The organism is Citrobacter sp. LST-B2 (assembly GCF_057983045.1).
The window spans coordinates 2,125,475-2,139,969 of sequence record NZ_CP192598.1; the positions used below are offsets into that span (position 1 = coordinate 2,125,475).

Consider the following 14,495-nt stretch of genomic DNA (forward strand, 5'->3'; position numbering starts at 1 on the left):
AGTCGATCATACTCTATACTCGCAATGTGGCTCAGCGTAGCATGACATCACGCATGGCAATTTTTAGAAAAGGAAAACGTCGTGGCAGAAGAGACTATATTCAGCAAGATTATTCGTCGTGAAATCCCTTCCGATATCGTTTACCAGGATGACCTGGTGACGGCATTCCGGGATATTTCACCTCAGGCGCCTACACACATCCTGATCATTCCCAACGTTCTGATCCCGACGGTCAATGACGTCAGCGCAGAGCATGAGCAGGCGCTGGGACGGATGATTACCGTGGCGGCAAAAATTGCCGAGCAGGAAGGCATTGCCGAAGATGGCTACCGCCTGATCATGAATACCAATCGTCATGGCGGTCAGGAGGTGTATCACATCCATATGCATCTGCTGGGCGGTCGCGCGCTCGGTCCTATGCTCGCGCACAAAGGCCTGTCATGATGACCAGAGGATGCATTGCGCTGTCACTGGGTCTGCTCTTACTTGCCGGGTGCCGTTCTCATCCTGAGATCCCGGTAAGCGATGAACAGTCGCTGGTGATGGAGTCGACGCTGCTGGCAGCGGGTATCACCGCGCAAGCGCCGACATTGACCACGTCTGATATTCAGCCCTCTGCATCCTCAACGCTGTATAACGAAAGGCAAAAACCCGTTACCGTTCATTATCGCTTTTACTGGTATGACGCCAGGGGGTTAGAAATGCATCCTCTGGAAGCGCCGCGCAGCGTGACGATTCCGGCGCATTCGTCGGTCACGCTGTATGGCAGCGCCAATTATCTGGGGGCGCACAAAGTCAGACTTTATCTTTATTTGTAAGGGGTGAATCTTGAAGACAAAAATGAGTCGCTACGCATTGATAGCCGCGCTGGCGATGTTCCTGTCCGGTTGTGTGGTGCAACGTGAACCTGCTCCGGTTGAAGAGGTGAAACCCACGCCGGAACAGCCCGCACAGCCGCAAGAACCTGCTCCTGGGGTCCCTTCGGTGCCCACGATCCCGGGGCAGCCGGGGCCTATTGAACATGAAGATCAGACTGCGGCACCGGCGCCGCGCATACGTCATTACGACTGGAATAGCGCGATGCAGCCGATGGTGGGCAAAATGTTGCAGGCCGACGGCGTGACGGCGGGGAGCGTACTGCTGGTCGATAGCGTGAATAACCGTACTAACGGTTCGCTGAACGCGGGTGAAGCCACTGAAACGCTGCGCAATGCGTTGGCGAACAATGGCAAATTTACCCTGGTCTCTGCGCAACAGTTGTCGATGGCAAAACAGCAGTTAGGGCTGTCGCCGCAGGACAGTCTGGGAACGCGTAGCAAAGCGATTGGTATTGCCCGTAACGTTGGCGCGCACTACGTGCTTTATTCCAGCGCCTCGGGTAACGTCAACGCGCCATCACTGCAAATGCAACTAATGCTGGTACAAACTGGCGAGATAATCTGGTCAGGTAAAGGTGCCGTTCAGCAGCAATAATATCCCAGAGCGCGACGCGGTGTTGTCGCGCTACTTTCCGCACTATCGTCCCGTCGCTGAAGGCCAGAGCGGTCTTAGCGGTGGGAGTGTGATTATTGAAAGTCCAACCCAGCGGCTGGTTCTTCGCCGCCATCACGATCCCGATGCGCCGCAAGCGCATTTTTTACGCCAGTATCATGCTTTATCGCGGCTGCCTGAAAGCCTTGCGCCGAAGCCGCGTTTTTACCTGAACGGCTGGATGGCGGTGGACTATGTTCCGGGTGAGATAAAATCCGGACTGCCGGGAGCCGACGAACTGGCGAGCTTACTGTATTATCTTCATCAGCAGCCCTGCTTTGGCTGGCGTATCTGTCTGCTACCGCTGCTGGAACAATACTGGCAGGGAAGCGATCCGGCACGGCGAACACCACGCTGGTTAAGAGAGTTAAAACGTCTGCGCAAGCGAGGGGAGCCTCGTCCGCTACGCCTCGCGCCGCTGCATATGGATGTCCACGCCGCCAACATCGTTCATGGACCGGCAGGGCTACGGCTGATCGACTGGGAATATGCCGGAGACGGTGATATCGCTCTTGAACTGGCGGCGGTGTGGGTGGACGATGTTGAGCAACACCGGCAACTGGTCGATGCGTATGCCGTTAGCGCACGCATAGACGGGCACAAATTATGGCAACAGGTCAGACGCTGGTATCCGTGGATACTGATGCTGAAGGCCGGTTGGTTTGAATACCGCTGGCAACAGACCGGCGAACGACAATTTATCAGTCTGGCCGATGCAACCTGGCGGCAACTGGCAACGAAGGATTAAGGAGAGCAGTGTGGGTCCAGTAATGTTGAATGTCGAAGGGTTTGAGCTGGATGCGGAAGAGCGTGAGATTCTGGCCCATCCGCTGGTGGGCGGTTTGATTCTGTTTACGCGCAATTACCACGACCCGGAACAGTTACGTGAACTGGTGCGCCAGATCCGTGCGGCGTCGCGCAACCATCTGGTAGTGGCCGTCGATCAAGAAGGTGGGCGCGTACAGCGTTTCCGGGAAGGATTCACCCGACTGCCCGCCGCACAGTCTTTTGCGGCGCTGCACGGGCTGGAAACAGGCGGTAAACTGGCGGAAGAGGCCGGATGGCTGATGGCCAGTGAAATGATCGCGATGGATATTGATATCAGCTTTGCGCCGGTACTGGATGTCGGGCATATCAGCGCCGCGATTGGCGAACGTTCCTATCATGCTGACCCGATCAAAGCGCTGGCGATGGCGACCCGTTTTATTGACGGTATGCACGCGGCAGGAATGAAAACCACCGGCAAACATTTCCCCGGTCATGGCGCGGTAACCGCCGATTCGCATAAAGAGACGCCGACCGATCCGCGTCCGGAAGCGGAAATTCGGGCGAAAGATATGTCCGTGTTCCGCACGCTGATTACCGAAAACAAGCTGGACGCTATCATGCCGGCGCACGTCATTTACAGCGACGTTGATCCGCGTCCGGCGAGCGGCTCTCCGCACTGGCTGAAAACAGTTCTGCGTCAGGAGTTAGGTTTTGACGGCGTCATTTTCTCTGATGATCTGTCGATGGAAGGGGCCGCGATCATGGGCAGCTATGCTGAGCGTGGGCAGGCATCGCTGGATGCGGGTTGTGATATGATTCTGGTCTGCAATAATCGTAAAGGGGCAGTCAGTGTGTTAGATAATCTGTCGCCGATCAATGCAGAGCGTGTTACACGTTTGTATCATAAAGGTTCATTTTCGCGTCAGGAACTGATGGACTCGGCACGCTGGAAAACCGTCAGCGCGCAGCTCAACCAGTTACATGAACGCTGGCAGGAAGAGAAAGCAGGTCATTAACGCACGTTTGGTGAGGATGCGATGATTATCTATTTACACGGTTTCGACTCTAACAGTCCGGGAAACCACGAAAAAGTCTTGCAGCTGCAGTTTATCGACCCGGACGTCAGACTGATAAGCTACAGCACGCGTCATCCGAAACATGACATGCAGCATCTGCTGAAAGAAGTGGACAAAATGTTGCAGCTTAATGTTGATGAGCGACCGTTGATTTGCGGCGTTGGCCTCGGCGGCTACTGGGCAGAACGCATTGGTTTTCTCTGCGATGTTCGCCAGGTGGTGTTTAATCCGAACCTGTTCCCGTATGAGAACATGGAAGGCAAGATCGATCGTCCGGAAGAGTATGCCGATATCGCCACTAAGTGCGTGACCAACTTCCGCGAGAAGAATCGCGATCGTTGCCTGGTTATTCTCTCGCGTCATGACGAAGCCCTGAACAGCCAACGGTCGTCAGAAGAGCTACACCATTTCTATGAGATCGTGTGGGATGAAGAGCAGACACATAAGTTTAAGAATATTTCGCCGCACTTGCAGCGCATCAAAGCGTTTAAGACCCTGGGTTGACCCCTTGTCTGTCAGAATTGTCGAATCAAGCCAGCCTTCGGGCTGGTTTTTTTTGCCTGTTTTTCTGGCGTTGTCTATCTTTTCAGCAGCAAAACTTGATACACATCAATTTTGGTATGACCAATGCACCGCATGTGTTATTCTCACTCTCGAAGGACATTTTCATTGTCGTAACTTGTTGTTAATTAAAGGCTATGTTTATAACGTTTAATTAACAATTGGTTAATCATTTTAAGGGGGTCACGTTGACTACACCATTGAAAAAGATCGTGATTGTCGGCGGGGGAGCTGGCGGGCTGGAAATGGCGACGCAGTTGGGACACAAGCTGGGTCGCAAGAAAAAAGCGAAAATTACGCTGGTTGACAGAAACCACAGCCACCTGTGGAAACCCTTGCTGCACGAAGTGGCGACCGGTTCGCTGGATGAAGGCGTGGACGCGCTGAGCTATCTGGCGCATGCCCGTAACCATGGCTTCCAGTTCCAGTTGGGCTCGGTGATGAACATCGATCGCGAAGCGAAAACCATCACTATCGCAGAACTGCGCGATGAGAAAGGTGAGCTGCTGGTGCCTGAACGCAAAATTGCCTATGACACGCTGGTGATGGCGCTGGGTAGCACCTCCAACGACTTCAACACGCCGGGCGTGAAAGAACACTGTATCTTCCTTGATAACCCGCATCAGGCGCGTCGTTTCCACCAGGAAATGCTGAACCTGTTCCTGAAGTATTCCGCCAATCTGGGCGCGAACGGTAAGGTGAATATTGCGATTGTCGGTGGCGGCGCGACGGGCGTAGAACTGTCGGCGGAACTGCATAACGCAGTGAAACAGCTGCACAGCTACGGCTACAAAGGACTGACCAACGACGCGCTGAACGTGACGCTGGTGGAAGCCGGTGAACGTATTCTGCCTGCACTGCCACCGCGTATTTCTTCGGCGGCGCATAACGAATTAACGAAACTCGGCGTTCGCGTACTGACCCAGACGATGGTGACCAGCGCGGATGCGGGCGGCCTGCACACTAAAGACGGTGAATATATTGAAGCCGATCTGATGGTCTGGGCGGCGGGCATCAAAGCGCCGGACTTTATGAAAGAGATTGGCGGTCTGGAGACCAACCGGATTAACCAACTGGTGGTCGAACCGACGCTGCAAACCACCCGCGATCCTGATGTTTACGCGATTGGCGACTGTGCTTCCTGTGCGCGTCCGGAAGGGGGCTTTGTGCCGCCACGTGCTCAGGCTGCGCATCAGATGGCGACCTGTGCGATGAACAATATTCTGGCGCAGATGAACGGTAAGCCGCTGAAAGCATATCAGTACAAAGACCACGGCTCGCTGGTGTCGCTCTCCAACTTCTCGACCGTCGGCAGTCTGATGGGCAATCTGACCAAAGGGTCGATGATGGTGGAAGGGCGTATTGCTCGTTTCGTCTACATCTCACTGTACCGTATGCACCAGATCGCACTGCACGGCTATTTTAAAACCGGTCTGATGATGCTGGTGGGCAGCATTAACCGTGTGATCCGCCCGCGTCTGAAACTGCATTAATCCCGCCTGACTCAGCATCGCCCGTGGGCGGTGCTGAGTGCCTTCTCCGTTCTGCCTCTTCCTTCAGAGTTCTCTGAATCATCCTGTTTTAACGACGACCAACGATATTTTCATCCGCAGTCTGATGGGCTTCTTATTGCATTGGTTGCAAAATTGTAACCAATAGCAAAGAAGGAGGATCTCCCGTGAATAAATCGATGTTGGCGGGTATAGGGATTGGCGTAGCTGCTGCGCTGGGTGTGGCGGCGGTTGCCAGTCTTAACGTGTTTGATCGTGGCCCACAGTATGCTCAGGTGGTTTCTGCAACACCTATCAAAGAGACGATTAAGACGCCGCGGCAGGAGTGTCGCAACGTGACGGTGACGCATCGCAAGCCTGTCCAGGATGAGAACCGCATTACCGGTTCAGTGCTGGGCGCGGTTGCCGGTGGCGTGATTGGTCATCAGTTCGGCGGCGGACGAGGTAAGGATGTGGCAACGGTGGTCGGGGCGTTGGGGGGCGGTTACGCCGGTAACCAGATCCAGGGCTCGATGCAGGAAAACGACACCTATACGTCCACGCAGCAGCGCTGCAAAACCGTCTATGACAAGTCGGAAAAAATGCTCGGTTACGATGTCACCTATAAGATTGGCGACCAGCAGGGCAAGATTCGCATGGATAAAGATCCCGGCACACAGATCCCGCTGGATAATAACGGCCAGCTGATTCTGAATAACAACGCGTAAAAAAGCGGTACTCTGTAAGTTAGCCCCTCATTCGCTCAGGCTGAGGGGCTTTTTTTATCAGAAAGTTAAGGCGTAGTTCAGACCAAAGGTGCGACCCCGGCCCTTATATTCGTACAGCGATGGACTGCCATAGGTTGGGCTGTACAGCAATGGCGCGCGCTGTCCCCACAGGGTGGTGTAATCTTCATCCAGCAGGTTTTCAATGCTGAAGGTCAGTTTGCCCAGCGGGAGTTGATAGCTGCCAATAAAGTCCACGGTGTTATAGCCATCCAGCTTGTTGCCGCTGGCATCGGTGAGATCAAACGACTGTTGGGTCTGAACCCGCAGCGACCACGGCTCGGGCGCCCAGCCGACCCAGGCGGTGGCTTTGGACGGCGACGCGAGCGTTACGTCCCATTTTTCCCATTTCCCGTTCTTTTTCACTTCAGATTTCAGGACGTTAAAGTTCGCACCGAGACTCCAGTCAGTGTCAGGGATGAAGTAATCCGCCGCGCCTTCCACGCCGTAAATCCGGCGATCGTCAGGTTCCACGCGGATCGTCATATCGCTACGGTTAATCACAATCGACTTATCGGACGTCGAATAGTACGCCGCCAGCTGGGTACGCAGATTATCGCCGGTATAACGCCAGCCCAGCTCATACGAATTGACCTTGATCCCTTCGAGACGCGAATCCGCCACGTTCACGCTGCGCTGGAGCTGGTAATGATCGCCCACCAACTGGTAAGTGCCGTTGCCGTAGTATTTCCCGGGATCCGGTAGCTCAACGCCCTGGGAGAAGTTAAACCAAGTCTGCTGGCGTTCGGTGAGATGCGCCAACAGCCCGGCATTGAACAAGAAGTTGTCGTAATCGGTTTTGCCGCCAGGGATGACATCGGCAGAACTTGCTAAACCGTTGGCAATCCCCTGTTGCTGCGCGTAACCCACGAAATCATCAACGCGGTTTTCTGTCCATTGATAGCGCACACCACCGCTCAGAGTGAAGATGTCGTTAATGTCGTAACTGCTTTGCAGGAACGGAGCGAAGTTGGTGATGCTGTATCCGGGATAACGTCCGGTCGTGTAGGCCGTGCGATTGTCCATCCCGCCTGACGGCACAGACCAGGCCAGATCGAAGAACTTCTGGTTGGAGTCGAAGGTTTCATGATCCGCATCGACGCCCCACGTCAGCTCCCAGTTGTCCATCAACTGACTGTTGAGAGTGATTTTGGCTCCGAACTGGTCGGTATCCTGCTGCGACGCCGAGAAGCTGGTCACTTGACCTTTGCTGAGCGTCGGGAAGGGGTAGAACTTTAGCGACTCGTCGCGGTAATAGATTTGGCTGACCAGATTCTGGCCGAAGAAGTCAGCGTCAGAGTATTGCAGGCTGATCAGATGGCGCTCCGTCCCCGGAATACGGTCTGAACTCAGTCCGCTGCGTGTGCTGGCGGTGCCGCTACCGGTAACGGCGGACATGTTTTCGCCCAGGTATAACCCGTAATCTTCATCGCCCTGACTCTTATAGTACTGGGTGACCAACTGTATCTGGCGGTTGTCATCGATATCGAGGGTGCCGGTCCCCATTACGTCCAGACGATCGGAGTGCTGCAGGCCGGTTTGCGTGTTGTCGAGCATCAGGGCATCACCGTTACCGTCGTACCAGCCGCCAAAGCGCTGATAGGCTACGGACAGTCGACCAGACGCGCGATCCGTTCCACCGCTGACCGCGGCGGCAACGCGCTCGTCGTGATCGTTGCTGTTGTTAAAACCCGATTTGCTGCCCAGTTCAAGGTCAACCTGGCGGTCCGGCTGGCCTTTTTTGGTCACAACGTTGATTAAGCCGCCGGTACTGCCGCCGCCATATAGCGAGGTTGCGCCTGAAATGACCTCAATGTGGGCGATGTTAAAGGGATCGATAGAATCCAGCTGACGACTGTCGGTACGTGAAGAATTCAGGCGTACGCCGTCGATCAGCACGACAATCGCACGACCACGCATGTTCATTCCGTAGTTGGTACGTCCCTGGCTGCTGACATCGATGCCCGGAATCAGTTGCGCCAGCACGTCTTTGAACTCTTTGCCGCCCTGAACCTGTTGTTCAATCTCCTGGCCTTCAATGACCCAGGTGGTCTGTGCCATCTCGGCGACGGTTTTCTGGCTACGGTTAGCGCTGACGATGAGGTTTTCTTCTTCTGTTTGCGCCGCCGCAGCGGGCAGAGTCAAGGCTAACAGGACAGGGTTGAGAACCCAAAGACGCTTATTCATTCGCATTCCTTTCTGAAAATATCTGTGCAGGTGAAGGTTTTCACCGGTCGTAGCCGGCTGTTACATTGTGAAACAGATACAAAATCAAATGCGAATATTGCTGATAATAATTGTTATTATCAATGTTTTTTTACAAAAAAGTGAACCTAACTCAGTGATAACATTAGTTATTATGCGGGAATCATGGTGTGGAAGGACCGGGAAATGACGTTTCCCGGTCAACAAAGCGATCAGGTCTTCAGCAGTTCAGGCCACAGGCGTAGGGTAGTGTGGGTGATTTGCTGCAGCTTGTCGAAACTGGCGCCTTCCCGGGCGCTGATGGACATCCCCTGCAAAATGCAGCTCAGATACTCGGCAAGATATTGCACATTGCAGTGCACCGGGATCTCGCCGCGTTCCTGCCGTTGACGAAGAAATTGCGTCAGGGTTTGTTCCTGCATGGCGTGACGTGATTTCACCGTATGCGCAATATCGCGTGACGCGGCGGCAAGCGTCGCGGAGGTATTAATCATAAAGCAGCCAGCGGGGGTGTCTTTGCTGGTGAAACAGGTTGCCACTGCGGTGAAGTAATCCTCCAGTGCCGCTTCAACGCTTTTCTCTTCGCAGAATAACTGCGCTTCATGTTTTGCCGCGAAGCGGGCGATGTATCTGTCCAGCACCGCGCGGAACAGACCCTCTTTATTGGTGAATTCCGCATACAGCGTTGGCGCTTTCGCACCCGTCGCTTCAACAAGGTCAGAAAGCGATGTTGCTTCATAACCGTGCTGCCAGAAGAGTGTCATGGCCTTATCAAGCGCGGCTTCCCTGTCGAACACTTTTGGTCGGCCACGGCTTTTTTTAACACAACCTGTCGATTCAGTTGTCATGATGCCGTTGTACCTTAATGGGCTTAGTGAGCAACCATTATAAAAATAAACCCGCACAGGCTCCAGCGCATTCGTGAGAAAAAGTTTTTCTGCTTAGTTGTATGAAAGATAAGTGCTTTTGTTTTTATATAACGATCGTTATAAAAAATGAGTTGACGTGTGACCTGGATCACATCTATCATTTATCTATCGATCGTTAAGTAAATGCTTACGACGCCCAATCATCTGCAAAAGGTCACTATTATGAAAAACGTAAAAACCCTCATCGCTGCTGCTGTTCTGAGTTCACTGTCATTCGCAAGCTTCGCGGCTGTAGAAGTTCAGTCCACGCCTGCCGGTCAGCAAAAAGTCGGCACCATCTCTGCAAATGCAGGGACTAACCTGAGTTCATTGCAGGACGAACTGGCGCAGAAAGCGGATGCCATGGGGGCGAAATCATTCCGCATTACTTCTGTGACGGGTCCAAACAACCTGCACGGTACCGCGGTAATTTATAAATAAGCATTAACCCTCATTGATGCCTGCTGCTGCAAAATAACGTGATAAAAAAAGCCCCGCTGATTGTATTTCAGCGGGGCTTTTTCATGTCCGGAATCGTTACATCGACTGCTGATCCACCTCGCGATGGCGTCGGACATCGACCGGCATCCCGGAGCGAACGTCCATCACATGCTGCATCACCGCCGCGTCCGTCTGTGCGGAATCTTTAAACGATTGCAGAGTGCTGTTCAATACGATAGGCAGAACCTGCGGGTCATCATCTATATTTTTCGACAGCGGCTGGTGGACTTCGACCAGCCGCGTCCCGTCCGGCTCAACCGAGGCTTTGATCGGGGTATTGATGATATTCACTTTGGTGCCCGGTGTAACCTGTCTGAACAGGGTCTCAATATCGCCATCACGCAGGCGGATACAGCCAGAACTGACGCGCATGCCGATACCGAAATCAGCGTTGGTGCCATGCAGCAGATAGACGCCACCATACGCCGCTAAGCGAATGGCATGGTGTCCCATCGGGTTATCCGGTCCGGCAGGCACCACCGCCGGAAGGATAATTCCTTGCGCTTTATAGCGGGCACGGATATTCGCCGTCGGCGTCCAGGTTGGGTTGGCGCGCTTGTCGGAGACGGTCGTGACCATCGTTGGAGTCAGGGTATCACCGCCCAACTGGCCAATGCCGATAGGGTAGACGGTGACCGAATTTTTCCCCGGATGGTAGTAGTAGAGACGCAGTTCAGCCAGATTGATAACAATGCCTTCACGCGGAGCATCCGGTAGCAGCGTCTGCAAGGGGATGGTCAGCACGCTGCCCGCGCGGGGAACGTAGGGATCCACGCCGGGATTCGCCTGCAACAGCGCGAGAAAACCGACGTTATATTTTTTCGCGATGGCTTCCAGCGAACCTCCGTTATTTTCAACAACGTGGTACTTATTTTCCCCAACCAGTTTGCTGCCAGGCGGAGGAAGAGGCCAGGTATTCGCCTGTGCGGGAAGCGCAAGCGTAATGCTGGCGGCGAGCGCAAAAAAGGCCAGCCAGCGGGAAAGTCGCATCTTGTTCATTATCATCACAAATCAAAGGGTTATTATGCCAGAAGAATCCAATAATAATTATGGCGGGGCGGCGTGTCTTAAAATGCAAGGGAAGTGCAAAGAGTTGTAAAGATCGCGGAACCTTGCCTGATAGCGCGGCGCTTATCAGGCCTACGGCCAGGAATCGATGTGTAGGCCGGATAAGGCGCAACCGCCATCCGGCACCACTCAATCACGCTACGGCGTTTTCTTCCAGTTGCTGCATAAACTGACGCACCCAGTCCATCCGCGTTTTCCGCTCGGTCAGATCCTGGATGAACTTCAGTCGTGTCGGCCCGTCAAGACGGAAGTGCTGCGGCTGTTTTTGCAGCAGTCCAATCAGCCAGCCTGGGTTAACATGGTTCTTCTCGGCGAATTCGATAGTGCCGCCTTTCTCATTGCCTTCCAGTTTGCGGATACCCAGCTTCTGCGCCTGTTGACGCAAGCGGGCGATATCCAGCAGGGTACGCGCCGGATCGGGCAGCAGACCGAAGCGGTCGATCAGCTCCACTTTGATCTCTTCCAGTTCATTCTCGCTCTTCGCGCTGGCGATACGCTTGTAGAACGACAGGCGGGTATTCACGTCCGGGATGTAATCGTCCGGCAGCAGCGACGGCATACGCAGTTCGACTTCAGTTTGCTGGCTGGTGAGATCTTCCAGCGATGGCTCGCGTCCGGCCTTCAGGGCATCGACGGCGTTTTCCAGCAGCTCCATATACAGCGAAAAGCCGATGGTTTCCATCGAACCGCTCTGTTCTTCCCCGAGCAGTTCACCTGCGCCGCGGATCTCCAGATCGTGAGTCGCCAGCGCAAAGCCCGCCCCCAGGTCTTCCAGCGAGGCAATCGCTTCCAGGCGTTTTTGCGCGTCGGTGGTCATCGCTTTGGGATGCGGCGTCAGCAGCCAGGCATACGCCTGATGGTGTGAACGTCCTACGCGGCCGCGCAACTGGTGTAACTGTGCCAGACCGAAGTGATCCGCACGCTCGATAATAATCGTGTTGGCGGTCGGGATATCAATCCCGGTTTCGATAATGGTGGTACAGACCAGCACGTTAAAACGCTGATGGTGGAAGTCGTTCATCACGCGTTCCAGTTCGCGTTCGCGCATCTGCCCATGACCAATGGCAATTCGCGCCTCCGGCACCAGCTCCGCCAGCCTGTCGGCGGCTTTCTGGATGTTCTCGACATCATTATAAAGATAGTAGACCTGCCCGCCGCGCAGCACTTCACGCAGAATTGCCTCACGGACCACCAGTGCATCGTACTCGCGAACAAACGTTTTCACCGCCAGACGCCGCGCTGGCGGCGTGGCGATAATCGACAGATCGCGCATGCCGCTCATGGCCATGTTCAGCGTACGCGGGATTGGCGTGGCGGTCAGCGTCAGAATGTCCACATCGGCGCGCATCGCTTTGATCCGCTCTTTATGCCGCACGCCGAAGCGGTGCTCTTCATCGACGATCAGTAGCCCCAGATCTTTCAGTTTCACATCGCTTTGCAGCAGTTTATGCGTACCGATCAGAATATCAATTTTCCCTTCGGCAACCTGTTCCAGGATCTGCGCCTGTTCTTTGGCGCTACGGAAGCGGGAAAGCATTTCGATGCGCACCGGCCAGTTGGCAAAACGGTCGCGGAAATTATCAAAGTGTTGCTGGGCGAGCAGAGTGGTTGGCACCAGCACCGCCACCTGCTTGTGGTTTTCGACCGCGAGAAACGCGGCGCGCATCGCCACTTCGGTTTTACCAAATCCAACGTCACCACACACCAGGCGGTCCATCGCCAGCGGCTGACACATGTCGCTAAGTACTGCGTTAATCGCCTGCGCCTGGTCGGGGGTGGTTTCAAAGGGGAAACCGTCGCAGAACAGTTGATACTGCTCGCGATCGTGTTTGAAGGCGAAGCCCTCTTTTGCCGCGCGCTGGGCGTAGATGTCCAACAACTCGGCTGCCACGTCGCGCACTTTCTCTGCCGCTTTTTGTCGCGCGCGTGACCAGGCGTCGCCGCCGAGTTTATGCAGCGGTGCGTTCTCTTCTGCGCCTCCGGCGTAACGGCTGATCAGATGCAAAGAGGAGACCGGGACGTACAGTTTGGCGTCATTAGCGTAGGTGAGCATCAGATATTCACCTTTGATCCCGCCCGCTTCCAGCGTGGTCATCCCGGCATAGCGTCCAACGCCGTGCTCCAGATGCACCACGGGTTGACCCGGATGCAACTCTGCCAGGTTGCGGATCAGCGTATCCGGGTTAATCGTGCGGCGTGAATCCTGACGACGGCGCGCCACGCGCTCGCCCAGCAGGTCGCTTTCACAAATGAGTGCCAGATGGCGCGTCGTATCGATAAACCCGTGCTCGGCGGCGCCAATCATCAGGTAGCGTCCAGCCTCCGTCGCTTCATCCAGACGCATAATGCGCTTCGGCGCGACTTTGATTCTGGCGAGCAGTTCACCCAGAGATTCACGGCGGCCTTCACTCTCAACCGAGAAAATCACCGGCCCGTTGAAGGTCTCGAGGAATTTGCGCAGCGCATCCAGTGGTGATTTTTGCTGCGCCTGAACCGCGAGATCCGGCAGCGACTGGAAGCCTAAGTTGGTATTAGCCGCCTTGGCGGGAAGGTGGTCGGTTTTGAGCTGCACGCGCGGCCAGCGTTTGAGTTCAGAAAAGAGCTCATCGACACGCAACCAGAGGGACTCCGGTGGCAGCAGCGGACGCATCGGATCCACGCCACGGTTTTCGAAACGCGCCAGCGTATCGGCCTGGAAACGCTCGGCGCTGTTTTCTAAATCGCCAGTATTGACCACCAGCGTATTGGCCGGGAAATAGCTAAACAGCGGCGGCAGCGGCTCGCTGAAAAACAGCGGCTGCCAGTATTCGATCCCCGCCGGCAAAGTGCCTTTGCTGACCTGTTGATAAATATGCTCTGCGTCGCGCTTCACCTCGAAGGTATCGCGCCACTGGCTGCGAAACAGTTCGATCGCCGTTTTGTCGGTTGGGAACTCGTGGGCGGGCAGCAGATTGATGGCGTCGACTTCTTCCAGCGTGCGCTGGGTGTCCGCGTCAAACAGGCGCAGACTGTCAATTTCATCGTCGAAGAAATCCAGACGATAGGGCTGTTCGCTGCCCATAGGATACAAATCCAGCAGCGCGCCGCGGGTAGCGTATTCGCCATGTTCCATGACCTGATCAACGTGCCGGTAACCAGCGCTGTCGAGCTGTAAACGCAGGGCATCGCGCGATAAACGCTGGCCTTTTTTCATCACCAGCGCATGACCGTGCAGATAGCTGTGCGGGCAGACGCGCTGCATCAGGGTATTGACCGGGACGATCAGCACGCCGCGCTGCATCGACGGCAACTGATACAGCGTGGAGAGACGTGAGGAGATAATTTCCTGATGCGGGGAGAAACTGTCGTAGGGCAGGGTTTCCCAGTCCGCGAGGCTCATGACCATCTGATCGGTAAACTGACGGATTTCATCATGCAGGCGCAGCGCGTTTTGCATATCGGGCGCCACGAGCACGACGGGACCATCATGACGTTCGGCAATTTCCGCCACCAGTGTGGCGCAGGCAGCCCCGGTCAGTTCACCTAACAGGCGCTGATCGCCCGCTTTCACGGGCAGCGTGTAACGTTGTTGTTCAGGCATTCGGTTGTCAGAATCTCTTTTAG

The 14,495-nt window shown here is 54.9% G+C and carries 13 protein-coding genes; 9 read left to right on the top strand and 4 right to left on the bottom strand.

What is annotated here, in order from left to right; all coding sequences use genetic code 11:
- Nucleotides 1–81 precede the first annotated feature (81 nt).
- From hinT to ACQ0PY_RS10185, 8 genes are all read left to right on the top strand, one after another.
- A complete protein-coding gene (gene hinT, locus ACQ0PY_RS10150; RefSeq protein ID WP_043000975.1) occupies nt 82–444 on the top strand; it encodes a purine nucleoside phosphoramidase in 363 nt (120 codons plus the stop codon).
- Nucleotides 444–818: a YcfL family putative periplasmic lipoprotein gene (locus ACQ0PY_RS10155; RefSeq protein WP_043000974.1), complete on the top strand. Its 375-nt coding sequence runs from the start codon at nt 444–446 to the stop codon at nt 816–818. Before hinT ends, ACQ0PY_RS10155 begins: the two co-directional genes overlap by 1 nt.
- A 22-nt stretch (nt 819–840) precedes the next feature.
- Nucleotides 841–1,473, top strand: coding sequence for a penicillin-binding protein activator LpoB (lpoB, locus tag ACQ0PY_RS10160; RefSeq protein ID WP_043000973.1), 633 nt, complete (start codon nt 841–843; stop codon nt 1,471–1,473).
- Nucleotides 1,454–2,278 carry a thiamine kinase gene (gene thiK / locus ACQ0PY_RS10165; protein WP_043000972.1) on the top strand — a complete coding sequence of 275 codons (825 nt, stop codon included), beginning with the start codon at nt 1,454–1,456 and terminating at the stop codon, nt 2,276–2,278. Before lpoB ends, thiK begins: the two co-directional genes overlap by 20 nt.
- Before the next feature lie 10 nt (nt 2,279–2,288).
- A complete protein-coding gene (gene nagZ / locus ACQ0PY_RS10170; protein WP_043000971.1) occupies nt 2,289–3,314 on the top strand; it encodes a beta-N-acetylhexosaminidase in 1,026 nt (341 codons plus the stop codon).
- A 21-nt stretch (nt 3,315–3,335) separates the two neighbouring features.
- Nucleotides 3,336–3,878 carry an alpha/beta hydrolase YcfP gene (gene ycfP, locus ACQ0PY_RS10175; RefSeq protein ID WP_043000970.1) on the top strand — a complete coding sequence of 181 codons (543 nt, stop codon included), beginning with the start codon at nt 3,336–3,338 and terminating at the stop codon, nt 3,876–3,878.
- A gap of 245 nt (nt 3,879–4,123) precedes the next feature.
- On the top strand, nt 4,124–5,428 hold the full coding sequence (ndh, locus tag ACQ0PY_RS10180) for an NADH-quinone dehydrogenase (protein ID WP_044267520.1): 1,305 nt from the start codon (nt 4,124–4,126) through the stop codon (nt 5,426–5,428).
- A 185-nt stretch (nt 5,429–5,613) separates the two neighbouring features.
- The gene (locus ACQ0PY_RS10185) at nt 5,614–6,153 is read left to right on the top strand and encodes a glycine zipper 2TM domain-containing protein (protein ID WP_043000968.1); all 540 of its coding nucleotides are present in this window, start codon (nt 5,614–5,616) and stop codon (nt 6,151–6,153) included.
- A 57-nt stretch (nt 6,154–6,210) separates the two neighbouring features.
- Here ACQ0PY_RS10185 and ACQ0PY_RS10190 read toward each other — a convergent pair whose 3' ends face one another.
- The gene (locus ACQ0PY_RS10190; RefSeq protein ID WP_044257981.1) at nt 6,211–8,397 is read right to left on the bottom strand and encodes a TonB-dependent siderophore receptor; all 2,187 of its coding nucleotides are present in this window, start codon (nt 8,395–8,397) and stop codon (nt 6,211–6,213) included.
- 230 nt (nt 8,398–8,627) lie between these two features.
- Complete coding sequence (comR, locus tag ACQ0PY_RS10195; RefSeq protein WP_043000966.1) at nt 8,628–9,263, bottom strand: TetR family copper-responsive transcriptional repressor ComR; 636 nt, start codon at nt 9,261–9,263, stop codon at nt 8,628–8,630.
- Between the two features lie 243 nt (nt 9,264–9,506).
- Here comR and bhsA point away from each other — a divergent pair, with 243 nt between their 5' ends.
- Complete coding sequence (bhsA, locus tag ACQ0PY_RS10200) at nt 9,507–9,764, top strand: multiple stress resistance protein BhsA (RefSeq protein WP_043001950.1); 258 nt, start codon at nt 9,507–9,509, stop codon at nt 9,762–9,764.
- 96 nt (nt 9,765–9,860) lie between these two features.
- Here bhsA and ldtC read toward each other — a convergent pair whose 3' ends face one another.
- Both ldtC and mfd read right to left on the bottom strand, forming a co-directional pair.
- The gene (gene ldtC / locus ACQ0PY_RS10205; protein ID WP_044254958.1) at nt 9,861–10,826 is read right to left on the bottom strand and encodes a L,D-transpeptidase LdtC; all 966 of its coding nucleotides are present in this window, start codon (nt 10,824–10,826) and stop codon (nt 9,861–9,863) included.
- A gap of 199 nt (nt 10,827–11,025) precedes the next feature.
- A complete protein-coding gene (mfd, locus tag ACQ0PY_RS10210; protein ID WP_043000965.1) occupies nt 11,026–14,472 on the bottom strand; it encodes a transcription-repair coupling factor in 3,447 nt (1,148 codons plus the stop codon).
- Between the last annotated feature and the right edge of the window lie 23 nt (nt 14,473–14,495).